The sequence below is a fragment of the Mesorhizobium sp. WSM3866 genome (assembly GCF_002294795.1).
Classification (GTDB): domain Bacteria; phylum Pseudomonadota; class Alphaproteobacteria; order Rhizobiales; family Rhizobiaceae; genus Mesorhizobium.
The window spans coordinates 415230-437849 of record NZ_NSGC01000004.1; the positions used below are offsets into that span (position 1 = coordinate 415230).

20 protein-coding genes and 1 pseudogene are annotated in these 22620 nt (G+C 64.5%); 9 read left to right on the plus strand and 12 right to left on the minus strand.

The annotated features are described in order from the left end of the window. Positions 1 to 107 precede the first annotated feature (107 nt). The 6 genes from CK222_RS12545 (at position 108) to CK222_RS12570 (ending at position 7065) form a co-directional block, all read left to right on the plus strand. Entirely contained in the window at positions 108 to 1166 is a 1059-nt protein-coding gene (locus CK222_RS12545; protein ID WP_067318889.1) for a class I SAM-dependent rRNA methyltransferase, read from the plus strand. Continuing rightward, positions 1167 to 2027 (plus strand): RNA methyltransferase, encoded by an 861-nt coding sequence (locus CK222_RS12550; protein WP_095800573.1) that lies wholly within the window; start codon positions 1167 to 1169, stop codon positions 2025 to 2027. A gap of 13 nt (positions 2028 to 2040) precedes the next feature. Then, positions 2041 to 2529 (plus strand): signal peptidase II, encoded by a 489-nt coding sequence (lspA, locus tag CK222_RS12555; RefSeq protein WP_067318893.1) that lies wholly within the window; start codon positions 2041 to 2043, stop codon positions 2527 to 2529. Positions 2530 to 2581: 52 nt separating this feature from the next. Beyond that, positions 2582 to 3571, plus strand: a complete 990-nt coding sequence (locus CK222_RS12560) for an MDR family oxidoreductase (protein WP_095800574.1) — start codon at positions 2582 to 2584, stop codon at positions 3569 to 3571. 143 nt (positions 3572 to 3714) lie between these two features. Next, positions 3715 to 5994: a PAS domain-containing hybrid sensor histidine kinase/response regulator gene (locus CK222_RS12565; RefSeq protein ID WP_095800575.1), complete on the plus strand. Its 2280-nt coding sequence runs from the start codon at positions 3715 to 3717 to the stop codon at positions 5992 to 5994. Positions 5995 to 6180: 186 nt separating this feature from the next. Next, positions 6181 to 7065, plus strand: a complete 885-nt coding sequence (locus CK222_RS12570; protein WP_082953625.1) for a GNAT family N-acetyltransferase — start codon at positions 6181 to 6183, stop codon at positions 7063 to 7065. A gap of 130 nt (positions 7066 to 7195) precedes the next feature. On the opposite strand, the pseudogene CK222_RS12575 reads toward CK222_RS12570, so the two are convergent. Then, positions 7196 to 7827, minus strand: a pseudogene (locus CK222_RS12575) (trimeric intracellular cation channel family protein). Positions 7828 to 7938: 111 nt separating this feature from the next. Continuing rightward, the gene (gene grpE, locus CK222_RS12580) at positions 7939 to 8589 is read right to left on the minus strand and encodes a nucleotide exchange factor GrpE (protein WP_095800576.1); all 651 of its coding nucleotides are present in this window, start codon (positions 8587 to 8589) and stop codon (positions 7939 to 7941) included. 218 nt (positions 8590 to 8807) lie between these two features. Between grpE and CK222_RS12585 the strand changes: the two genes are divergently transcribed. Next, the gene (locus CK222_RS12585; RefSeq protein ID WP_067318902.1) at positions 8808 to 9008 is read left to right on the plus strand and encodes a hypothetical protein; all 201 of its coding nucleotides are present in this window, start codon (positions 8808 to 8810) and stop codon (positions 9006 to 9008) included. A 41-nt stretch (positions 9009 to 9049) separates the two neighbouring features. On the opposite strand, the gene CK222_RS12590 is transcribed toward CK222_RS12585, so the two are convergent. From CK222_RS12590 to cysG, 6 genes are all read right to left on the minus strand, one after another. After that, positions 9050 to 9670, minus strand: a complete 621-nt coding sequence (locus tag CK222_RS12590; RefSeq protein WP_095800577.1) for a DJ-1/PfpI family protein — start codon at positions 9668 to 9670, stop codon at positions 9050 to 9052. Positions 9671 to 9912: 242 nt separating this feature from the next. Further along, positions 9913 to 10446 (minus strand): DUF934 domain-containing protein, encoded by a 534-nt coding sequence (locus CK222_RS12595; RefSeq protein WP_067318908.1) that lies wholly within the window; start codon positions 10444 to 10446, stop codon positions 9913 to 9915. Between the two features lie 186 nt (positions 10447 to 10632). Then, complete coding sequence (locus CK222_RS12600) at positions 10633 to 11397, minus strand: phosphoadenylyl-sulfate reductase (protein ID WP_095800578.1); 765 nt, start codon at positions 11395 to 11397, stop codon at positions 10633 to 10635. Further along, positions 11372 to 13042: a nitrite/sulfite reductase gene (locus tag CK222_RS12605; protein WP_095800579.1), complete on the minus strand. Its 1671-nt coding sequence runs from the start codon at positions 13040 to 13042 to the stop codon at positions 11372 to 11374. Before CK222_RS12605 ends, CK222_RS12600 begins: the two co-directional genes overlap by 26 nt. A gap of 39 nt (positions 13043 to 13081) precedes the next feature. After that, positions 13082 to 13387 (minus strand): DUF2849 domain-containing protein, encoded by a 306-nt coding sequence (locus CK222_RS12610; protein ID WP_095800580.1) that lies wholly within the window; start codon positions 13385 to 13387, stop codon positions 13082 to 13084. Next, positions 13384 to 14832: a siroheme synthase CysG gene (gene cysG / locus CK222_RS12615; RefSeq protein ID WP_095800581.1), complete on the minus strand. Its 1449-nt coding sequence runs from the start codon at positions 14830 to 14832 to the stop codon at positions 13384 to 13386. Before cysG ends, CK222_RS12610 begins: the two co-directional genes overlap by 4 nt. Positions 14833 to 15249: 417 nt before the next feature. On the opposite strand from cysG, the gene CK222_RS12620 reads away from it, so the two are divergent. Next, positions 15250 to 15690, plus strand: a complete 441-nt coding sequence (locus CK222_RS12620; RefSeq protein WP_164747059.1) for a host attachment family protein — start codon at positions 15250 to 15252, stop codon at positions 15688 to 15690. 214 nt (positions 15691 to 15904) lie between these two features. Next, entirely contained in the window at positions 15905 to 17707 is a 1803-nt protein-coding gene (gene ybaL, locus CK222_RS12625; RefSeq protein WP_245433017.1) for a YbaL family putative K(+) efflux transporter, read from the plus strand. 66 nt (positions 17708 to 17773) lie between these two features. Here ybaL and CK222_RS12630 read toward each other — a convergent pair whose 3' ends face one another. From CK222_RS12630 to CK222_RS12645, 4 genes are all read right to left on the minus strand, one after another. Continuing rightward, positions 17774 to 18523, minus strand: coding sequence for an SDR family oxidoreductase (locus CK222_RS12630; protein ID WP_067004093.1), 750 nt, complete (start codon positions 18521 to 18523; stop codon positions 17774 to 17776). A gap of 63 nt (positions 18524 to 18586) precedes the next feature. Continuing rightward, positions 18587 to 20833, minus strand: a complete 2247-nt coding sequence (locus tag CK222_RS12635; protein ID WP_095800582.1) for a transglycosylase domain-containing protein — start codon at positions 20831 to 20833, stop codon at positions 18587 to 18589. A 198-nt stretch (positions 20834 to 21031) separates the two neighbouring features. Next, positions 21032 to 21415: a hypothetical protein gene (locus CK222_RS12640; RefSeq protein ID WP_067004095.1), complete on the minus strand. Its 384-nt coding sequence runs from the start codon at positions 21413 to 21415 to the stop codon at positions 21032 to 21034. 190 nt (positions 21416 to 21605) lie between these two features. Further along, positions 21606 to 22586 carry a beta-propeller fold lactonase family protein gene (locus CK222_RS12645; protein WP_245433018.1) on the minus strand — a complete coding sequence of 327 codons (981 nt, stop codon included), beginning with the start codon at positions 22584 to 22586 and terminating at the stop codon, positions 21606 to 21608. Positions 22587 to 22620: the final 34 nt, after the last annotated feature.

Below are 22620 nucleotides of genomic sequence, written 5' to 3' on the forward strand. Positions count from 1 at the left end.
TTTCTTCGGGCGAGGTCCATCGCATCGCGACAGAACAGCGCCGGACCATGCGGTTGCGAAGGTCAAGGGCCTATGCCAAAAGCGGCGTGCCGTTCCGGAGATTGTTCTTGAAGTCCTTTCGCGACCGAAACCGCGACAACCGTCCGCGCCAGCCGGCGAATCCCCCCAGCCAGTCGCGGCTGCGGGAGGCGGCTTCGGCGGAGAGGTCAGAGCCGCATCATCGTCAGGAAGCAAAACCAGCGCAGCGCCCTCTTGCACGCCGCGAAGGCCCGTTGCCCGCCGAGCGCCTGCCGCTGATCCTCGAGGTTGCGCCCAACGCCGACTATGCTCTGCTGGACAGCGGCGCCGGCGAAAAACTGGAGCAGTATGGGCCCTACCGCATCGTGCGCCCCGAAGGCCAGGCTATCTGGCAGCGGGCGCTTCCCGCCAAGGAATGGCGGCGCGCCGACGCCATCTTCACCGGCGACACCGACGAGGAAGGCATCGGCCGCTGGCGTTTTCCAAAAACGCCGCTCGGCGAGACCTGGCCGATGAAGCATGACGGCATCGACTATCTCGGCCGCTTCACCTCATTCCGCCATGTCGGCGTCTTTCCCGAACAAGCCTCGCATTGGGACCACATGGCCGGCCTGATCGCCGCTGCAGGGCGACCGGTCAAGGTGCTGAACCTCTTCGGTTATACCGGCCTTGCCTCGCTGGTGGCGGCGCGCGCCGGCGCAGAGGTTACTCATGTCGACGCCTCGAAGAAGGCGATCGGATGGGCGCGCGAGAACCAGGAGAGAGCCGGCCTCTCCGACAAGCCGATCCGCTGGATCGTCGAGGACGCGGTTAAGTTCGCCGAGCGTGAGGAGCGCCGTGGCAGCCACTATGACATCGTGCTCTTCGACCCGCCCGCGTATGGCCGCGGTCCCAAGGGCGAGGTCTGGCAATTGTTCGAGGATCTGCCGGGCCTCACCGATCTCTGCCGCTCGATCCTGACGCCGAAGCCGATCGCCGTGGTGCTGACCGCCTATTCGATCCGCGCCTCCTTCTTCGCCATCCATGCCTTGATGCGGGAAGCCTTCGCCGGCATGGGCGGCACGGTCGAATCCGGCGAGCTGATCATCCGCGAGAAATCCGCCGGCCGCGCGCTGTCGACCTCGCTGTTCTCGCGCTGGGTGGCTTGAATGGTCCCGCATGATGGAGCCCGGCCCGTCGGGCAGGTCAAGGAAGTCACCAGCCTCGCCAATCCGCTGGTCAAGGACATCAAGGCGCTGGCGCTGAAGAAGTTTCGCGACCAGCAGAACGCCTTCATGGCGGAAGGCCTGAAGCTGGTCATCGACGCACTCGACCTCGGCTGGTCGATCAGGACGCTCGTCTTCGCCAAGGCCGGGCGCGGCAACGCGGCGATAGAAAAGGTCGCGGCGCGCACTGTCGCCGCCGGCGGCACTGTGCTCGAACTCTCGGAAAAGGTGCTGGCGGCAATCACCCGCCGGGAAAATCCGCAAATGGTCGTCGGCGTCTTCGTCCAGCAGACGCTGCCGCTGAAGGATATCCGTGCCACGGACGGCGACGTCTGGGTCGCGCTCGACCGCGTTCGCGATCCCGGCAATCTCGGCACCGTCATCCGCACCGTCGACGCCGTCGGCGCCAGGGGCGTCATCCTGGTCGGCGACACCACCGATCCGTTTTCGCTTGAAACCGTGCGCGCCACCATGGGCTCGATCTTTGCCGTGCCGGTCGCGAAGGCGACGGAGCAGGCTTTTCTGGCCTGGCGACGCGACTTTCCGGGCCTCGTCGCCGGAACGCATCTGAAGGGCGCGGTCGACTACCGTTCGGTCGACTTTTCGAGAGGCCCGGTGCTGCTGTTGATGGGCAACGAGCAGCAGGGCCTGCCCGACAGCCTTGCGGATAGTTGCGACCGGCTGCTCAGGATCCCGCAGGCCGGACGCGCCGATTCTCTCAATCTGGCGGTTGCCACCGGCGTCATGCTGTTCGAAATCCGGCGTGGCGCGTTGAAGCTCGACCCCACTGCCGACTCGCGATGAGGGCTGCGAAAACGTGAAATCCTGGTCCCCTTACGCCCTGCTGGTCGTGCTCGCTATCGCACTCGACCAGTGGATAAAACAGCTGGTGGAAAACGGCCTCGCCTTCCAGGAAAAGGTCGATCTTCTGCCTTTCCTGGCGCTGTTTCGCACCTACAACACCGGCATCGCCTTCTCGATGTTCTCGTCCTTCGGCGACACCGGCCTGGTGGCCATCGCCGCGCTTGTCGTCGCCTTCGTGCTGTATCTGGCGGTGCGCACGCCCGCCGGCCACGTCCTTGCCCGGATCGGCTTCGCCCTGATCGTCGGCGGCGCGCTCGGCAATCTGATCGACCGCGCGGTCTACGGCCACGTGATCGACTATATTCTTTTCCACACGCCGGTCTGGTCCTTCGCGGTGTTCAACTTTGCCGACGCCTTCATTTCGGTCGGCGCCGCGCTGGTCGTGTTCGACGAGCTGATCGGCTGGCGGCGGGAAACCAGGTCCCAGGATCCAGGCAATTGACCAAGCGCGGCGACCGCCGCAAATTTGTTTCAAACAAAACGAGGAGACCAAAGTGTCCGATACCTTCAAAGCCATCCTCGTTTCGCGCGACGCCGAGAAGAAGCAGTCGGTCGAGATCGTCGACCTCACCGAAGCTGACCTGATGGAAGGCGATGTCACCGTCGCCGTCGAGGCGACGACGGTGAATTACAAGGATGGGCTGGCCATCACCGGCAAGGCCCCGGTCGTGCGCCGCTGGCCGCTGGTGCCCGGCATCGATTTCGCCGGCACTGTCATCGAATCTTCGCACCCCGACTGGCGCAAGGGCGACAAGGTCATCCTCAATGGCTGGGGCGTCGGCGAGACGCATTACGGCGCCTTTGCCGCCCGCGCCCGCGTCAAGGGCGACTGGCTGGTGCCGCTGCCCGACGGGATGAGCCCGCATGATGCGATGGCAGTCGGCACCGCCGGCTATACGGCAATGCTCGCCGTCATGGCGCTGGAGCGGCATGGCATCGTGCCGGATCGCGGACCGGTGGTGGTGACGGGGGCCGCCGGCGGCGTCGGCTCGGTCGCCATCTCGATCCTTTCCACCCTCGGCTACCATGTGATCGCCTCGACCGGGCGCCATGCTGAAAGCCCCTATCTGATCGACCTCGGCGCGGCTGAGGTGATCTCACGGGACGACCTCAGCCAGCCGGCCAAGCCGCTGGCCAAGGAACGCTGGGCCGGCGGCGTCGACTCGGTCGGCACCCATACACTGGCCAACGTGCTGTCGATGACGTCCTATGGCGGCGCGATCGCCGCGTGCGGCCTGGCCGGCGGCATGGACCTTCCGACGAGCGTCGCCCCCTTCATCCTGCGCGGCGTATCGCTGCTCGGCATCGATTCCGTCATGGCGCCGAAAGCGGTCCGCCTCGAGGCGTGGCGCCGCATCGGCGCCGACCTCGACCTCCAGAAACTGTCGACCCTGTCGCGCTCGATCGGCTTCGACGGCATCATCGGCGCTGCGCGCGATATTGTGGAGGGCAGGATCAGAGGCCGCGTGGTCGTCGATCTGTAGGGCGATCCCAGGAATAGCGTTCGGCGATTTCCCGTCCGAACTGCCCAAAATCAGGCAAAAACTGCCGGTTATCGGCACGGACGACTAAAATTCGAACGATCCGCCGCAATCTTCCATAATCTCTGTCTGGCAAGGTTTTCCGCATGCTCGCGGACTCCGACTTCAGACAGGACAGCAAAGCCGCAGGCGACGACGGACTGGGTCCTGACGCGCCGAAGCGGCAGGTGCTTGTCGCGCCGCCGCTGGTCCCCGCATTGCAAGCGGACAGTCATGAAGGCCTGCCGTTCCTGACGATCGTCGCCATAGTCGTCCTGGCCGGGCTGGCGCATCTCACCGGAGCGCCGATCTTCATCACCATAGGCCTCCTGGCGACGGGTCTGGGCGGCCTGATGATGCATCTGCGCAATCAGCGCGCCGAGCGGCGCACCGCCGCACTTCTCGACGAGACGGCCGCCCGTAGCCGCGCCGAGATCGAGACCCTCGCCGATCGCATGTGGGAGATGCAGGAGAGCGAAGAGCGTTTTCGCGGTCTGATCGATGCGCTCGGCGACCTCGTTGTCCATCGCGACCGCGACGGCCACATCGTCTACGCCAACAAGGTGTTCGCCTCGCTCGTCGAGATCGATCAGCGCGACCTCGCAGGCAAGACGCTTTCCGAGCTCGGCATCGACGTCGGCGTCGTGCCCGAGGCCGCCTTTTCGGATCATGAATGCCTGAGCTCCACCGATGTCGCCATCCGCACGCCGAACGGGCCGCGCTGGTTCTCCTGGATCGAGCTCTCGGTGCGGGACAGGGACACCGGTGCTGTTTCGCACCGGGCGATCGCCCGTGACATCACCGCCCGCAAGCGCGCCGAATCGTCGCTGATCACCGCCCGCGAGCGGGCCGAATACGCCAGCCAGGCCAAGTCGCGCTTCCTTGCCACCGTCAGCCACGAGATCCGCACGCCGATGAATGGCATCATGGGCATGGCGAAGCTGCTTGCCGACACCGACCTGTCGCCCGAGCAGCGTACCTATGTCGGCGCCGTCTCGACTTCCGCAAGCTCGCTGCTGGCGCTGATCGAGGATCTGCTCGACTACTCCAAGATCGAGGCCGGCCGCTTCGATCCCGAGCCGCAGCCGACATCACTGCGTGAGATCGCCGACAACATCATCGAGCTGCTGGCCGCGAAGGCCTTCTCCAAGACCATCGGCCTCGGCTGTCACGTCGAACCCGACGTGCCGCAGATGATCACCGCCGACCCCGGTCGCGTGCGCCAGGTGCTGCTCAACCTCATCGGCAATGCCGTCAAGTTCACCGACACAGGCGGCGTGCTGCTTACCGTCGCGCGCGCCAGCACCGAGAGCACCGACCGCATCCGCTTCACCATCGCCGACACCGGTCCGGGGCTGCGCGAAGAGGATATGGAGCGCATCTTCGAGGAATTCGAGCAATCCGACGGTACTTCGACCAGGGTGCACGGCGGCGCCGGTCTCGGCCTCGCCATCTCCAAGCGCCTGGTGATCGCCATGGGCGGCACGATCTCGGTTTCGAGCCGGCTAGGCGAGGGATCCGAATTCGTCTTCGACATTCCGGCGACCGCGGCAACCCAACCGCCACAGTATCGCCGGGACATCCTCTCGGGCCGACGCGCGGTGATCGTGTCCAAGAATGCCGTCGAGGCCGATGCCATCGCTCGCACCATCCGCGCGCATGGCGGTGCCGTCGAGATCGCGGCCACGCCGGACCAGGCCATTGCCTTCGCCGCCGGCTGCAACGTGCTTCTGGTCGACGCCGCGCTCGAGAACAGCGACGGCCGCCTGCTCAAGCGGCTGCGTCAGAGCGGTTTTGTCGACTGCCAGGCCATCACCCTGATCGCACCCGCCGATCGCGGCATGCTTGGCGAATTCCGCGCCAACGGCTACGCGACGTTCCTCGCCCGGCCGGTGCGCGGCGAAACGCTGCTGCGCGTGCTGTTGACCAGCCATGTGCCGGCACCCGCCGAGCCGCGGTCGGAACCGCGCGGCACCGCCTCCGTCCGCCGCCGCGACAAGGGCCTGTCCGTGCTGATCGCGGAGGACAATGACATCAACGCGATGCTTGCCCGCGCCACCCTGCTCAAGGCTGGACATCGCGTCAAGATCGTCAGCAACGGCAAGGCCGCGGTCGAAGCCGTCACCGACGCCGGCCTCAAGCATCGTTTCGATGTCGTGCTGATGGATCTCCACATGCCGGTGATGGACGGGCTGGACGCGATCGCCGCCATCCGCCGCCATGAGGAAGCGCTTGCCGTGCCGCCGATCCCGATCATGGTGCTTTCCGCCGACAGCCAGGAAAAGACGCGCCACACGGTTTTGGCCCACGGCGCCAGCGGCTTCGTCACCAAGCCTCTCGACCCCGATGCGCTCGTCCAGGCCGTCGAGAGCCAGGCAGCGGCGTAACGAATTTTTTAGACTTTCCGGAACGCCTTGGATTGCTTGGCTTTCGCAGCCATAAGATAGCCGGTTGAGGGTATTGCCCAGCCGACGAAGTATTGCCGGGATCGCCGTATCACGGTACTGTCACAATCCTGTTGCACCTACACCGTATCCCCGTGCCAAGAGGGATGGCTCGAAGGAGAATCACTCGTGCATACAGTCATGCCTGAATGCGATACTCGGCCGAACGCCAGCGCCCTTCTCGGCGCGCGTGCCGCCGACGCTTTCGCAAGCGGCGCACCGCTGGGCCGCATCGGCAACCTGGAAGTGCGGCTCGCCCGCAACGGGGCCGAGATCGCCGCCGCCCAGGAAGTGCGTTATCGGGTATTCTATGACGAGCTCGGCGCGAGGAAGGATTTGTTCCAGGCGCAGGATCGGCGCGATGCCGACCGCTTCGACCCGCTCTGCGATCATCTCCTGGTTTTCGACACCTCGCTTCCCGGCCCAGAGCACCGCCGTATCGTCGGCACCTATCGCCTGCTGCGGCAGGAGATCGCCACCGCGGCGGGCGGCTTCTACTCCGAGGGCGAGTTCGAGCTGACCAAGCTGGTGGCGCGCCATCCGGGCCAACGCTTCCTGGAACTCGGGCGCTCCTGCGTGCTGCCGGAATACCGCTCCAAGCGCACCATCGAGGCGCTCTGGCAAGGCATCTGGGCCTATATCAACCACTATGGCATCGGCGTGATGACCGGCTGCGCCTCCTTCCACGGCACCGTGCCGGCGGCGCATGCGGAGGCGCTTACCTATCTCGCCCATCACTGCCGCACCGACCAGGCCTGGGATGTCCGGGCGGTGGCCGGCCGCTACTGCTCGATGGACTTGATGCCGATCGAGGCGGTCAATGCCAAGGCCGCGATCGCCGCCATGCCGCCGCTCGTCAAAGGCTATCTGCGTGTCGGCGCCCGCATCGGCGACGGCTGCGTCATCGACCACGAATTCTCGACCGTCGACATTTTCGTCGTCATGCCGGTCAAGGAGATCGGCGCCCGCTACGTCAATTACTATGGCGGCGAAGGCCAGCGTTTCGCGGCGTGAGTCTGGCGAATAGCGAATAGCGAATAGCGAATAGCGAATAGCGAATAGCGAATAGCGAAGGAACTAACGATAGTAGGCTGACTACAACAGCCCTATTCGCTACTCTCTATTCGCTATTCGCTGTTTGCTATCACGGAATATCCTCCGGCCTTCGCCCGGGCCGGCTCTTATAGGCCGGGAACGACCAGCCGAATTTGAGCGCCCCGCCCCGCACCAGGAAGGCCGCCGCAAAGCCGAGCAGGCTGGATGGCAGGGCCGACATGCCAACGAGATCGCCAACCGTGAAGAGCGCTGCACCCGCAAGCGCCGCGGTGACATAGATTTCGGGCCTGAGCAGCACGGAAGGCTCGCCTGCGATCAGGTCGCGCAATATGCCGCCGAAGGTCGCGGTGAGCACCCCGGTGATGACCGAAACGACCGGGGAGCCGGTGATCGCCAGGCCCTTTGCAGCCCCCATCACCGCAAAGGCGGCAAGTCCGATCGCATCGAGCCAGAGCAGCAGCTTGTAGCGGGATTCCACACGATGGGCGCTGAAGAAGACAAGCACTGCCATCACGGCGCAGATCAGCACATAGCCGCTGTTGGCGACCCAGAACACCGGCAGGTTGAGAATGACGTCGCGCAGCGTTCCGCCACCAATGCCGGTGATGCTGGCCAGAAACAGGAAGCCGATGATATCGAGCTCTTTGCTGACGCGGCAAGCGCGCCGGTCGCCGCGAAGACGGCGACGCCGGCATAGTCGAGCAGCTCGATGGGATTCATGGGCGGGCGAATAGTGATTGGCGAATAGTCAGTGCACAGTGAATATCACGAAGCGGTGCGGTTGGTACCGTCCTTCCCTATTCGCTATTCCCTATTCGCTATTGGCTCCCTTCACGCATCCTTCTCGGCCTGCTCGTTCACCGGACCCGGCTCGACCGGCGCTTCGGCGGCGGCGGCCTTTGGGCCGCCCTTGGAGACGCCGACCATCGCCGGCCTCAACACGCGCTCGCCGATCGAATAGCCGGGCTGCACGACCTGGACCACGGTCCCGGCCGGAACGTCGGGGTTGGGCACCTCGAACATAGCCTGATGGAAGTTCGGGTCGAACTTCTCGCCTTCGGGCGCAAGCTTCTTCACCCCGTGCCGCTCCAGCGCCGCCAGCATGGCGCGCTCGGTGAGGTCGACGCCCTCGATCAGCGCCTTGAAACCGGCATCGCCGGAGGCCTTGGCCTCGGTCGGAATGGCGTCCAGCGCGCGGCGCAAATTGTCCGACACCGACAGCATGTCGCGCGCGAAATTGGCCACAGCGTAGGTGCGTGCGTCATGTACATCACGCGCGGTACGGCGCCGCAGATTCTCCATTTCGGCAGCTACGCGAAGCGCCCGGTCCTTCAGTTCCTCGTTTTCCTTCAGCAACCGCACAAGCGCCTCATAGTCGCCGTCGACGCCGCCTTCCGCACGTTCGCCGGAAGCCCGGGCCTCGGAAGCCTGGTTGGCTTCGATTTCCTCGGGCGCGCGTTCGTCTTTTGCCTGGTCGCTCATCGCCGTTTCCCGTCATTCGGATTGGTTTGGATTTGCGCCCGATATCGAGGTTTAGGGGCCAAAAATCAAGGGGCAAGCACCGATGACGGCCCTTCCGCGATCGTTCCAAGTTAATTCAAATTTTACCGTACCGGACGGCTTTGCTTGCCACTAAGGGCCTATGCGGGAACCATTGCCGGGCTGCGAGAGTTTCGAAGCCGACACAGGATTTTGGGACCATGAAGGGCAACATCGGCGAAAGGCGCGCCAAGCTCGCCGACGATATCAGGCGACAGGTTGGCACCGAAGCGACCAAGCGCCTTCTGCGCACGCTTCCGGCATTTCGCCTGGAAAAAGAAGTGCCCAAGCAGTTCACGGATCTGCTTGACCGCCTGGACGGCGCCGAGACGGACAAGGCGGACGGCCAGCGGCAGCACTAGACCGCCCTTCCCCCAGTTCCACAGCGTAAGGCGCTGAGGAGCTATGCGGCTCTGCGCTCGTCGCGCATCAGAGCCTCGCCATGACGGATCTCGGTGCCAAGCACCTTGAGGCACTCCCGCATGAACGACGCAAGGCCGGGCCATCCCTTTGCCGAAACCAGATTGCCGTCGACATGCGCGCCGGTCGGCGACACGTCGATATAGGTGCCCCCGGCAAGCGTCACTTCGGGCTCGCAATACTGCAGCGCCGCCACCTTCCTGCCGCGCACCACGCCGTCGACCGCGATCAGGATTTGCACACCGTGGCAGATGGTGAAGATCGGCTTGCCGGTCTCGTGGAAATGCCTGACCAGCGCCTGCACGCGCTTGTCGATGCGAATATATTCCGGCCCGCGTCCGCCCGCAGCGTAGACCGCGTCGTAATCGGCGGGATTCACCTCGGCGAATGTCTTGTTGAGGATATAGTCGTGGCCGAGCTTTTCCGTATAGGTCTGATGGCCCTCGAAGTCGTGCAGCGAGGTCTTGAGCACGTCGCCGGCCTTCTTGTCCGGGCAGACGACATGGACTGTGTGGCCGACCGCATGCATCGCCTGCTCAAAAACGAAAATCTCGTATTCTTCGCTGAACTCGCCAACGAGCATCAGTATCTTCTTGCCTGCCATGCCGTTTCCTCCTTTGCCGGCTGTTTATTTCGGAGCGCGAAATAATCACCGTATCCTAAGGGCAAGACGGCAAAAGAGAAAGTGAAATTCGCAGAAGTGGTCTGACCAGATTGTTGCAAAGAGGCGCGTAGAACTGAACCGACCGCGCCAAGACGTCAAAAGCAAGGTGCTTGGTCAGACCAAAGCTGCAGGCTCCCTTGGTTTACCGGATGGCTGCCTTCGGCGGTCAGCGCGGGGACGGCTCAGCCCGGGCGTTTGCGCCGCCAGGAATATTTCGGGCCCTTGGCTTCCGGCTCCACCGCCGGCTGGTAATAGACTGGCAAGCCTCCTGTGCGCCCTTCCTCCAGCCGCTTCAACAGCACCGGATTGGAGACCTCGAACTCGTCGAAGCCGAGCCGCAGCATATGCGGCAATTGATCGACCAGGACCTGGCCCGTGGCGCGCACCGCGCCTTTGAAGTTATGCCGGGTGCGCAGCAATTCGCCCTTGGAGAAGGAGCGGCCGTCGTTGAAGGCCGGGAAGGCAAGCGCCACCAGCGACAGCTGGTCGAGCAGGCCGACGATCTTGTCGAGCTCGTCGCCGGGGAGCAGGAGCACGCCGAGGCGCTCCTTGGCCGACCTGCGGATATCGTCATCGAGCCCGAGAAAGGCCTGCAACGGGAGGATGAAGCGGCCATTGCCGGCAAGCGCTTCGGCGCTCTCGGCATGGGTCCATTCGTCCTCGCGGAAACCGTTCGGGGTCCAGAGGCGGGTTTCCGATTTGGTCGGCTCAGTCATCAAAATTCCTAATGCCCTAAGATCCTAATGCCCTAAGAATGAAAGGATATGTCGCTGTTCAGGTCGGCCCGGAGTCGAAAATGGTGGCTTTCGAGAACGGGAGCGGAGCGTACTTCAACTACGCGAGCTCCGAAAGCGCAGGAACCCGCCATTTGCAGGCCGGCCTCACCTGAGTAGCGGCTGTCCTTAAAGTGATGCGTCGGTCAGCGACTTCTCCAGCCCCGACAGATGGATGCCGCACTCGGTCTTGGCGTGCCCCGCCCAGCGGCCGCTGCGCGCATCCTCGCCTGGCTGTACCGGCTGCGTGCAGGGGAAGCAGCCGATCGACAGATAGCCATAGGCGACCAGCGGGTTTTCGCGCAGCGCATGCGCGCGCATGTAGTCGGCCTGGTCGGATGTCGTCCAATGCGCGAGCGGATTGATGCGGATGCGCGAGCCGACGGCCTCGAAGACCGGGAGTGCCGCGCGCGTCGAAGCCTGGAAGCGCTTGCGCCCGGTGAACCAGGCGCGGAACGGCTCGACGCCACGCGCCAGCGGCTCGACCTTGCGCAGGTTGCAACAGGCGTCGGTATCGGTCTCATGCAGCCTGCCGGTCGGATCGACGCGTTCGAGCGCCGCTTCGTCCGGCTTGATCACTCTCACATCGGTCAGGCCGAAATCGGCGACCAGCGCGTCGCGGTAGCCCAGCGTCTCCTCGAAATGCTTGCCGGTGTCGAGAAAGATCATCGGCAGCGAGCGGTCGATCTCGGCAATCATGTGCAGGAGGACTGCCGAATCGGCGCCGAAGGACGACACGGCGGCAACCTCGCCGCGGAAAAATTCACGCGCCGAGCGCTCGATGATCTCGATCGGCTTCAGATGGCCGAGCAGCGCGTCGAGCCCCGCCGCTTCCGCGGCAACGCCGGCCTCGACGCCGCCGATCCGGTCAAGCGGCCTTGGTTTCGCCAGCATAGAGCGCCTCCTTGAACGGCGCGGGACCGACACGGCGGTAGGCGTCGATAAAACGTTCACTGGGATTGAGCCGAAGGCCGAGATAGGTGTCGACGATCTGCTCGATGGCATCGGTGATTTCTTCCGAAGAGAAACCGCGGCCGATGATCTCGCCGACCGACGTGTTCTCGTCGGCCGAGCCGCCGAGCGTGACCTGGTAGAGCTCGGAGCCCTTCTTCTCCACGCCGAGAATGCCGATATGGCCGACATGGTGGTGGCCGCAGGCGTTGATGCAGCCGGAGATCTTCAGCTTCAACTCACCGATCTCGCGCTGCCGCTCCAGCGAGGCGAAGCGGCGCGAGATTTCCTGCGCGACCGGAATCGAACGCGCCGTGGCAAGCGCGCAATAGTCGAGGCCGGGGCAAGAGATGATGTCGCTGATCATGTTGGAATTGGCCGTCGCCAAGCCGATCTCGACCAGCGCGTCATAGACGGCCTTGAGGTCGGCGCGCGCCACATGCGGCAGGATCAGGTTCTGCTCGTGACTGACGCGCAGCTCGTCGAAGGCGTATTTCTCGGCGATGTCGGCAACCGCCTCCATCTGGCTGTCGGAGGCGTCACCGGGCACCTCGCCGATGCCCTTAAGCGAGATCGTCACCGCCGCATAGTCGGGGTGGCGATGCGTTATGACATTCTGGTCGAGCCACTCCGAAAAACTCTTGGAATCGAGCCGCGCCTCGTTCACCTGCGCGTCGCCTTCCGGCCGGTCAGGCAATGCCGGCGGCGCGAAATAAGCATTGATCGCCTGGATGTCGGCGTCCGGCAGCTTCAGCTCCGCGTCCTTCAACTCCTGCCATTCGGCCTCGATCTGGCGGGTTATCTCCTCGACCCCGGTCTCGTGGACGAGGATCTTGATACGCGCCTTGTACTTGTTGTCGCGGCGGCCATAGAGGTTGTAAACGCGCAGGATCGCCGTGCAGTAGGACAACAGCTCGGCTTCCGGCAGGAAGTCGCGGATCTTCTTGGCGACCATCGGCGTGCGGCCCTGGCCGCCACCGACATAGACGGCAAAGCCCAGTTCGCCGGCCGCGTTCTTCTTCAGATGCAGCCCGATGTCGTGCGTCTGGATGGCGGCGCGATCACGCTCGGCGCCGGTCACCGCGATCTTGAACTTGCGCGGCAGGTACGAGAACTCCGGATGCACCGACGACCACTGGCGCAGGATCTCCGCATAGGGACGCGGATCGGCAACCTCGTCGGCGGCCGCGCCGGCGAAATGGTCCGCGGTGACGTTGCGGATGCAGTTACCGCTGGTCTGGATGGCATGCATCTCGACGCTCGCCAGATCAGCAAGGATCGCCGGGATGTCGGACAGCGCCGGCCAGTTGAACTGGATGTTCTGGCGCGTGGTGAAGTGGCCGTAGCCCTTGTCGTATTTGCGGGCGATGTGGCCGAGCATGCGCAATTGCCTGCTGTTCAGCGTGCCGTAGGGCACGGCGATACGCAGCATATAGGCGTGCAGCTGCAAATAGACGCCGTTCATCAGCCGGAGCGGCCGGAACTGGTCCTCGGTGATCTCGCCGGCAAGCCGGCGCTGCACCTGGTCGCTGAACTCGGCGACGCGGGCCTTTACGAAATCCTGGTCGAACTCGTCGTAACGGTACATGCTTCGTCTTTCAGGGCGCGTCCGCCCGCTTTCTTGTGTCTATGCCGCCCGTGCCGGAGCCGGGCTCGCCTGCTTGCCGAGGTCGGTGCGGATGGTGGGGCCCGCGGCGCGGATCTTCTCGCGCAGCCGCACCGGCTCGACCGCGCCGTTGATCACGGTCACATCGATCAGGTTGACGTCGACGACTTCGTTGTTGGCAGCGGCCGCGGCGCCGATGGCCTCGAGCCGATCCTCCGCCGCCTTGTCATGGGCGATGTCGGCACGAGTGACGGTCTCCGCCCAGCCGCCATCGGCGTACCAGACGGCGATACCGTCCGAGAGCCTGTTCGCGGTCAGAACCTTCATTGCTCAACTCCTTCGGCCGCTACGCCGGCCGTATCTTCACGCGTGTGCGCCGCAAGCGGCTCGGATTGTTCGAAATTGGCGCCGGCGACCGCGTCGCCGATGATGGTCATGACCGGACCGGTAAGATCGGCGCGCGCTTCCAGCGACGGCAGGTCGGCGAGCGTGCCGTGGAAGCGGCGGCGATTGCCAAGGCTGGCATTCTCCACCACGGCGACGGCGGTATCGGGCGACAGCCCGGCTTCGATCAGCCGGCCGGCGACTTCGGCTGCAACCGAGCGGCCCATATAGACGGCGACGGTGGCGCCGGAAATGGCAAGCTTTGCCCAATCGGGCAGTGAGTTGCCCTTGAGGTCATGCCCGGTGGTGAACACCATCGAGGACGTCACGCCGCGCAGCGTCAGCGGCAATTCGAAATCGGCGGCCGCGGCGAAGGCGGCGGTCACGCCCGGAACCACCTCATAGGCGATGCCGGCCTCGCGAAGTGCTGCCATTTCCTCGCCCGCCCGCCCGAACACAAGCGGATCGCCTGATTTCAGCCGCACCACGCGCTTGCCGGCGCGGCCAAGCTCGATGAGCAGAGCGTTGATTTCTTCCTGGCTCTTGGAATGGCAGCCCTTGCGCTTGCCGACAGGCAAGCGCTCGGCATCGCGGCGCCCCATGGCGACGATCGCTTCCGGCACCAGCGCGTCATAGACGATCGCGTCGGCCTCCATCAGCAGGCGGTGGGCGCGCAGCGTCAAAAGATCCTCCGCGCCCGGGCCGGCGCCGACCAGAGCGATGTGACCTGCGGTCGGCGCGTCCGAAGTCAGAAGTTCGAGCGCAGCACTATGCGCCCTGGCGAACTCTCCGGCTTCAACCGCCTTGGCCGGGAGGCCGGCGAAGAAATCGCTCCAGAACTGGCGGCGGCGATTGCCCTTCGGCAGCCGCTCGGCAGCAGTGCGAAACGACGACGCCAAGGCTGCCAGCCGGCCAAGCGACGGCGACAGCATGCGATCGATGCGCACCCGCAGCAGCTGCGCCAGCACAGGGCCGGCGCCCTCGGTGCCGATGGCGATGGCGACCGGCGCGCGGTTGACCAGCGCCGGTGTGAAGAAATCGCAGAGCTCAGGCCGGTCGACGGCGTTGACCGGAATGCCCAGCCGGCGGGCGTCTTCGACCACGCGGCGGTCGAGCGCCTCGTCGCCGCTGGCGGCAAACACCATGGCCGCGTCCTCGAGGTGCGCGGCATCGTAGGCGACATCGACGTGGACAGCGCCGGCGGTTGCAATGAAATTCAGAAGCTCGGGATCGGCATTGTCCGCAATGATGCGCAGCGTCGCGTTTGACTGAGCAAGCAGCCTGGCCTTGGCCAGTGCCTCCTCGCCGTTGCCGACGATGGCCACGGCTTCGCCGTCGACCCGCAGGAAGACGGGGAAGGCGTTGAGCTTGGCATTGGCTGGCGACATGGCGATAAACAGTACGAGAACAGTCTGGCAGTTTTATGCGGGCCTGGGAAAAACCAGAAGGCAAGCACTCGCGCATCCCTTGATGGCAGGCAATCGCTTTTTCGCAGCCGCGAAAGGCAGGAGAAAAAAATTCTACGTCGGAGCTTGAGGTGGTCGGGCACCTCTCCGAGAGCTACTGATCCGGCAGAGTTTTTAGCGCCGTGCAGCCGACACGGCAAAACGGTTTTTTCTAAATTCTACCTTAAGTAGATTAAGACGCGTCTTGCTGGTGGGTGAGATCGCTGCCGCTTGCAGCACATCCTGCAGTCGTTAGTTGATCCGGAACTATCATGCTCGGCGGCACGTTTCGCTAACGATCCATCCCGTCGGTCGAGCCGCTCTCGCGGGGCTCGATTTGTGCTCAAGGCAAGGAGGAAAATCATGAACATCAAGCTTAAACGCGGTCTCTGGGTGGTCGTGGCCGACGGCGAGAAGGCGCTTTTCCTCCGCAATGAAGGCGACAGCAAGTTTCCGAACCTCGAGGTGGTTCAGGAGATGGAGCAGGAAAATCCCGCCACCAGGGAGCAAGGCACCGATAAACCGGGCCGGTATGCCGAAGGGCCACGCAGCGCGATCGAAGAAACCGACTGGCATCGCCTCGGCAAGGAACGTTTCGCAAGCGATATTGCCGATCGGCTCTACAAGCTTGCACATCGGGGTGAGTTCGACCAGCTCGTGCTGATCGCGCCGCCGCAGGTGCTCGGCGAGATGCGTCAGAAGCTGCACAAGGAAGTCAGTGAAAAAGTGCAGGCCGAAATCCCCAAGACGCTGACCAATCATACCGTCTTCGACATCGAGAATCTGCTCAAAGCGGCCTGAGCGGCACGCAGGAACGCACAGTGCAGGGGATTGATGCCGTGGCCCCCTCATGGCGGCTCGCTCTGATTTTCTCATCCGGCGCCCGATCGCGGCGCCGATTTCCGTGTAGCGGTGGTTGCGTCACCGCCCCTCCCCCGACCATATTGCGAAGGGGCGGCGGCCCTCGGGCGGCGCTTATCGACATCGTGAATTCTCGAAAGGCGCTCCATAGACAATGCCGCATGACACGCCCCTGATCGCCACCATCGTCGCCGGTTTGGGGCTTGCCTTCGTTTTCGGAGCATTGGCCAACCGATTCCGCATCCCGCCGCTGGTCGGCTATCTCGTGGCTGGCGTGCTGGTCGGGCCGAACACGCCGGGCTTCGTCGCCGACGCCAGCCTTGCCAACGAGCTCGCCGAGATTGGCGTCATCCTGCTGATGTTCGGCGTCGGCCTGCATTTCTCGCTGAAGGATCTTTTGTCGGTCCGCGCAATCGCCGTGCCCGGCGCCGTCGTGCAGATCGGCTTTGCCACGCTGCTCGGCGTCGGCCTCGCCTGGCTGCTTGGCTGGTCGCTCGGCGCCGGCCTTGTCTTCGGCCTCGCGCTCTCCGTCGCCTCGACCGTCGTCCTGCTGCGCGCCATGCAGGAGCGGCGGCTGATCGAGACCGAGCGCGGCCGCATCGCCGTCGGCTGGCTGATCGTCGAGGATTTGGCCATGGTGCTGGCGCTGGTGCTTTTGCCGGCGCTCGCCGGCGTGCTTGGCGGCCAGCCGCAGGCCGACGACCATGCGAGCCTGCTTTCGCTGCCCGCCAGCCACGGCATATGGGGCGTGGTCGGCATAACGCTGGCCAAGGTCGTCGCCTTCGTCGTCGTCATGCTGGTCGTAGGCCGCAGGGTCATCCCCTGGATCCTGCACTATGTCGCCCATACCGGCTCACGCGAGCTGTTCCGGCTCTCGGTGCTTGCCATCGCGCTCGGCGTCGCCTTCGGCGCGGCGAAGCTGTTCGGCGTCTCGCTGGCGCTCGGCGCCTTCTTCGCCGGCATGGTCATGAGCGAGTCCGAGCTCAGCCACCGGGCGGCGGAAGAATCGCTGCCGCTGCGCGACGCTTTTTCCGTGCTGTTCTTCGTTTCCGTCGGCATGCTGTTCGATCCGTTCAGCCTAGTCAGCAACGGCCTGCCGATCCTGGCGACCTTAGCCATCATCCTCATCGGCAAATCGCTCGCCGCTTTCGTCATCGTCATCGCCTTCCGCTATCCGGTCGCGACCGCGCTGATTATCTCGGCCAGCCTTGCCCAGATCGGCGAATTCTCCTTCATCCTGGCCGAGCTCGGCGTCGGGTTGAAGCTTCTGCCCGAACAGGGCCGCGACCTCATTCTGGCCGGCGCCATCCTGTCGATCCTGCTCAACCCGCTGATGTTCCTGATCGTCGACAGGATGAAGCCGTGGCTGGAAAAGCGCGCCGGCAAAACGGCAGAGCCCGAGGAATCAAGGCCGATCGGCCCGGCGACCGAGCCCGGCCAGGTGGCCTCGGCGGCGGCAGTGTCTGAAAGCGAGAATGGTCTGCCGCCGCGAACGGGACTCACCGACCATTCCATCCTGATCGGCTATGGACGTGTCGGCAGCCTCGTGGGTGCCGCGCTGAAACAAACCGCCCTGCCCTTCCTGGTTGTCGAGGATGCCGACAAGACGCTGGCGAAGCTGAGGGCCGAGGGCGTCGAAACGGTGGCCGGCAACGCCGCCAATGCGGACGTCTTCGCGGCCGCCAATCCGGAAGGCGCCAAACGGCTGATCCTCGCCATCCCCAACGCCTTCGAGGCGGGACAGGTGGTGCTGCGGGCGCGCGCGGCCAATCCCGGCATCAGCGTCATTGCGCGCGCCCATTCCGATGCCGAGGTCGAGCATCTCAGGGCTCTCGGCGCCGACACCGTGATCATGGGCGAGCGCGAAATAGCACGCGGCATCGTCGAGGCGGTTACCGGCATGTCACCCGCTCGGTTGGACGACGCCGCTGCCGAGATCAGGCCGCAGCCTGCCTGACGCTCGCCTGCACAAACCAAGCGGATCAGGAAACGAATAACGGAAGCGATGTCGCTGAGATGGAAGTCACACGTGCTGGCCGCCATTGATGTGGATTTCCGAGCCGGTCACGTAGGACGCCTGGCCCGAACACAGGAAAAAGATGATGTCGGCCACTTCCGACGTGGCGCCCAGCCTTCTCAGCGGGATCGTCTCGACGATCTTGTCGGTGCCGGGCGACAGGATCGCCGTGTCGATCTCGCCCGGCGCGATCGCATTGACGCGGATGCCGTGCGGCCCGAAGTCATGCGCCATCTCGCGCGTCAGAGAACCCAGCGCCGCCTTCGACGTCGCATAGGCCGTGCCGGCAAATGGATGCACGCGCGTGCCGGCGATCGAGGTGACGTTGACGATTGAGCCCTTGGCGGCGGCGAGTTCCTTGAACAGCCCTCTCGCCAGCATGATCGGCGCGAAGAAATTGACCTGGAACACGTCGCGCCAGACATGCATCGGCGTCTCGATCGAGTTCATCCGGCCGCCGTCCTTGAGCTTCGGCGAGATGCCAGCATTGTTGACCAGCGCGTGCAACTGCCCGCCATGCGCCTCCAGCCGGTGGCGGATTTCCGAGACGGCAATGCCGACATCCTCCTGGTCGGCAAGGTCGACCTTGATGTGGTCTTCGGGACCGGCCGGCCATGGACAGTCCTCGGCAAAGGCCTGTCGCGAGCAGGTGATGACGCGCCAGCCCTCGCGTGAAAAGCGTTTCACCGTCGCATGGCCGATGCCGCGGCTGGCGCCGGTGAGCACGATGGTTTTTCTGCTGTCGATTTCGGCCATGGCTTTATCTCCGGCCGGACATGTAGCCGAAGGCGCCAGCCATTGCGAGAGGCGAGTTGCCGCTCAACCGCCGCTGAGGATGTCGAGAATCGACGTCTGCCGCCTTTTCTTCGGGCCGCCGACATCGCCGGGCGGCACCGGATGCCCGACCGAGGCGGTGGTACCGCCGTCGCTCGGCATATCGAAGCCATCGGCATCGACCGTCTGGGCTGGACGGGCCTGCCGTGCGGGCGCCTGGGCGACAGGGCTCGACTGGCCGACGGGCGCCGGCGGCGCCGGCTGCGAGTTGTCCGCCGAGGGTATCTCGTCCGGCACAACCGTATCGGGCGGCGTCGATTTCCAGGTGCCGGGCAACGGCCTGACCGGCAAGCCTTCATGCGCGGCGACCATGAATTCGTGCCAGGCCTGCGCCGGCAAGGCGCCGCCGGTCACCTTCTTCATCGGGCTGCCGTCGTCATTGCCGAACCACACACCCGTCGTGAGGTTGGCGGTATAGCCGACGAACCAGGCGTCGCGTGAATTCTGGCTGGTGCCGGTCTTGCCGGCCGAGGGCCAGTTGAAGGCCGCCTTCTTGGCGGTGCCGACTTCGACCGTGCCCGTCATCATAGAGTTCATCATGCCGACGATGTCGGCCTTGAGGACGCGCGGCGCGCTGCCGCCATTGTTTTCGTAGAGCACCTTGCCGCTAGCCGTGGTGACGCGCTGGATGAAACGGATATCCGGCTTGTAGCCGCCATTGGCGAAAGGCACATAGGCGGCGGTCAGTTCCAGCGGCGTCACTTCCGAGGTGCCGAGCGCGATCGAGGTGTTCGACTGCAGGTCGGATTGGATGCCCATGCGGTGCGCGGCCTCAACCACGGCGTCGGGGCCGACCTCCATGGTGAGTTGCGCCGCCACCGAGTTCAGCGACTTCGCCAGTGCGGTGGCCAGCGTCACCTTGCCATAATATTTGCCGCCATAGTTCTCCGGCGTCCATTTGCCTATTCTGATCGGGGCGTCGTTGCGCACGCTGTCCGGTGTGCGGCCTGCTTCCAGCGCCGCCATGTAGACGAAAGGCTTGAAGGCCGATCCCGGCTGGCGCCGCGCTTCCGAGGCGCGATCGAACTGGCTGGTCGAATAGTCGTAACCGCCGACCATGGCGCGAACGGCGCCGGAATCATCGATCGACACCAACGCGCCCTGGGTGACGTTGAGCTTTCTGCCGCTCTCGTCGATCAGCCGGCGGATCGACTGCTCGGCGAGCTTCTGCAGCGTCAGATCCACGGTGGTGTCGATGACGATGTCGCCGCGCACGTCGCCGATCAGGTCGGGAAGTTCCTCCATGACCGTGTCGGCGACATAATTCTCCGAGCCGGTCCAGTAGGAGGGCGAGCGCGTCGCCGGCGCGCTCAGCGCCATTTTGTATTCCTTGTCGCCGATCTTGCCTTCCTCGCGCATGGCGGCGAGCACGAGCTGTGCGCGTTCTTCCGCCGCCTTGGGATCGCGCGCCGGCGAAAGCCGCGACGGCGCCTTGAGCAGACCGGCCAGAAGCGCTGCCTCGGAAAGCGTGACATCGCGCGCGCTCTTGCCGAAATACCGCCGCGAGGCGGCCTCCACGCCATAGGCGCCGGACCCGAAATAGACCCGGTTGAGATACATTTCGAGGATCTGGTCCTTGCTGTGCTTGTGCTCCAGCCACAGCGCCAGCAGCACTTCCTGCACCTTGCGCTCCAGCGTGCGATCCGGCGTCAGGAACAGGTTCTTGGCCAGCTGCTGCGTCAGCGTCGAGCCGCCCTGCGAGAAATGACCGCCAAGGACGTTGGTGACCATGGCGCGCGCCAGGCCGATCGGGTCGATGCCGAAATGCGAATAGAACCGCCGATCCTCGATGGCGACGACAGCCTCGGGAATATATGGCGACATTTCATTGAGGCCGACGGCCTCGCCGCCGCTCATGCCGCGATTTGCGATGAGTTGCCCGTCGACCGAGACGATCTTGATGTTGGGCGCGCGGTCGGGGATCGACCATGTGGTCGCCGCCGGCATCTTGGCGCCGTAATAGACGACGACGCCGGCCACCGCGATGCCGCCCCAGATGCAGAAAACGAAGCACCAGTAGAGCAGGCGGCCGAAGATGGAAAACAGCCCGCGCTGGCTGCGATCGCGCCCCCGGCCGCGCGATTTCGCCTTGGCGGATTTGCGTTTCGCTGCGGATTTACGATTTGCCGGCACGACGCGATCCTCCTCGCTGACCGAAAAGCCGTCGGAGGATTTCGCCCGCGGCGAGCCCTCGAAGCTCGGTTCGATGCGACTGTCTCTGCGGTTCGCCATTGCGCTGTGCTTGCTGTCCCCGATGCCGATGGCGCTCGGGTTGCAGAGTAGATGCGGCGGTTTAAAGGCGCGTTAAGTGGGGAAAAATCGAAGTGATTGAAAAGCAAATGTTTGGTAAGCTGCCACCTGACGGAGCGCGATCGGCGTGGCATTCCGGCCGCGCTCCAGCGTTTGCATAGGCGGGCGAGTCGGCTCGGACTAGTCGAGCACGGCACGGACCGAGAGCGCAGCTCTCGATGCCCGCATGACATCGCCGACATGGCAGTAGCAGACGATCTCGTGCAGCTGATAGTCGGTCAGCTCGAAGAAGCGTTTTGCTTCGCCGTAGGTGTCGTTCTTCAAACCCTCGTCGTGCAGAACGGGGTCTTCCAGGGCGACGGATATGGGCGAGCCGGCGCCCCGCATGACATTGCGTTCCCGCGGGGCACGATATTCAGTGCCGATCAGCGCGGTCAGGAGCCGGTTTGGCTCACGTTCGAGAAGCTCCGCCCAACGTGCGAGGCGCTGGGTTCGGCTCATGACGGGTTTGGCGGTGCGGACCTCGGCAACGGCGTGCAGCTGGTCCAGTGTTTGGTGCTTCATGGCAACCTCCTAGAGGCTAGGTTGGTCGGCCCCAAAACTCCCTATACTCAGCATGATATCGCCGAACCGCGCGGACGTCATCCGTTTGCCGCCCACGCCGCCAAGATTTGATGGAGCTGCGCGCGGCCCCTGTCATTCTTTCATGCCGTCGCCAGAATATGGAGCCGAAATCACAGGCTTATCCTGGACGTCAAAGAACGCGGAACTCGGGCTCCGCCGCCCTTCGACCGACGATCGACGACAGGCCGTAGAAAGCCAGCGGCTGTTCCTGACAAGTCACCGCCACGACGCTGTTCGACTTGTCTATGTCCAGGCCCTTCGGCCCACCCTCCTCGACGCTGGCCCTGCCGCGCAGAAAGCTTTCGTCGTCGAGCACGGCGACCGAACGCGACGGCGTGCGGCGCCCCTTCCAGCCTTCGTCGCTTGCATAGACGTGAACCATCGGGCTGCCGGCGTCGGCGACAAGAATGTGGCTGCCGTCCTGCGTGAAGCGCAGGCCGTGCGGGTAGTTGGCATTTTCCAGGACACCGGCGGGTCGGGTTTCAGGGCCAAGCGGCGCCGACATGTCGTAGATCTTCACGTCGTTGGTGCCGTGGCTGCTGACGGCGACCCACCGCCCGTCATGGCTGAGCGCGATGCCGTCCGGGATGTCGAGGCCCTGCTCCAGGAGAACCTGATTCCACAGGGCGCGGTATCCCCATCGCCGGTGAATCACATGGCGGGTCACCCGATGCGTGTAGTTGTTACAGACCAGCAGGCTGAGCCGGCCATGCGACTCACGCCTGACGGCGACCGAGCCGGGCGTTCTCAATCTGCAAAATCGGCTGCCTTTGATCACGCGAAGTGGCGAGATTTCGTGCCCTTGTCCGGCCGGTTCGCCTTGCGGCAGGGCGAAGACCGCAACCAGCCCATCGCGATTGGCGACCACAAAAGTCCTGTTGTCGATGAAATCGAGGCCATGCACCTCGCCCATGCTGTCCGATCTGAGCTCCACGAAGCCACGGATAACGATGCTCGGTGCACCGGCCGTCGGCTCTATGTCGATGCGCAGCATCAGGCATCGCCTGCGTCCATATCCGGCGACGGCAAGCAAGCGGTTGTCGGGCGAAAAGCGCAGGTCCTCGGTCCGCCCGATCGCGGCGAGCGCATCGTTCACGGCACCGGTGGCCACGAAATCGATCCGGGGAATCATATCAAAAACCACC

Coding starts and splice junctions, on each gene's coding strand:
- CK222_RS12610 (WP_095800580.1), bottom strand. CDS start 13,387: ATGAAGGTTCTGACCGCGAACAGGCTCTCGGACGGTATCGCCGTCTGG.
- CK222_RS12585 (WP_067318902.1), top strand. CDS start 8,808: ATGAAGGGCAACATCGGCGAAAGGCGCGCCAAGCTCGCCGACGATATC.
- grpE (WP_095800576.1), bottom strand. CDS start 8,589: ATGAGCGACCAGGCAAAAGACGAACGCGCGCCCGAGGAAATCGAAGCC.
- CK222_RS12590 (WP_095800577.1), bottom strand. CDS start 9,670: ATGGCAGGCAAGAAGATACTGATGCTCGTTGGCGAGTTCAGCGAAGAA.
- CK222_RS12595 (WP_067318908.1), bottom strand. CDS start 10,446: ATGACTGAGCCGACCAAATCGGAAACCCGCCTCTGGACCCCGAACGGT.
- CK222_RS12630 (WP_067004093.1), bottom strand. CDS start 18,523: ATGGCCGAAATCGACAGCAGAAAAACCATCGTGCTCACCGGCGCCAGC.
- CK222_RS12565 (WP_095800575.1), top strand. CDS start 3,715: ATGCTCGCGGACTCCGACTTCAGACAGGACAGCAAAGCCGCAGGCGAC.
- cysG (WP_095800581.1), bottom strand. CDS start 14,832: ATGTCGCCAGCCAATGCCAAGCTCAACGCCTTCCCCGTCTTCCTGCGG.
- CK222_RS12635 (WP_095800582.1), bottom strand. CDS start 20,833: ATGGCGAACCGCAGAGACAGTCGCATCGAACCGAGCTTCGAGGGCTCG.
- CK222_RS12600 (WP_095800578.1), bottom strand. CDS start 11,397: ATGCTGGCGAAACCAAGGCCGCTTGACCGGATCGGCGGCGTCGAGGCC.
- CK222_RS12640 (WP_067004095.1), bottom strand. CDS start 21,415: ATGAAGCACCAAACACTGGACCAGCTGCACGCCGTTGCCGAGGTCCGC.
- CK222_RS12550 (WP_095800573.1), top strand. CDS start 1,167: ATGGTCCCGCATGATGGAGCCCGGCCCGTCGGGCAGGTCAAGGAAGTC.
- CK222_RS12605 (WP_095800579.1), bottom strand. CDS start 13,042: ATGTACCGTTACGACGAGTTCGACCAGGATTTCGTAAAGGCCCGCGTC.
- ybaL (WP_245433017.1), top strand. CDS start 15,905: ATGCCGCATGACACGCCCCTGATCGCCACCATCGTCGCCGGTTTGGGG.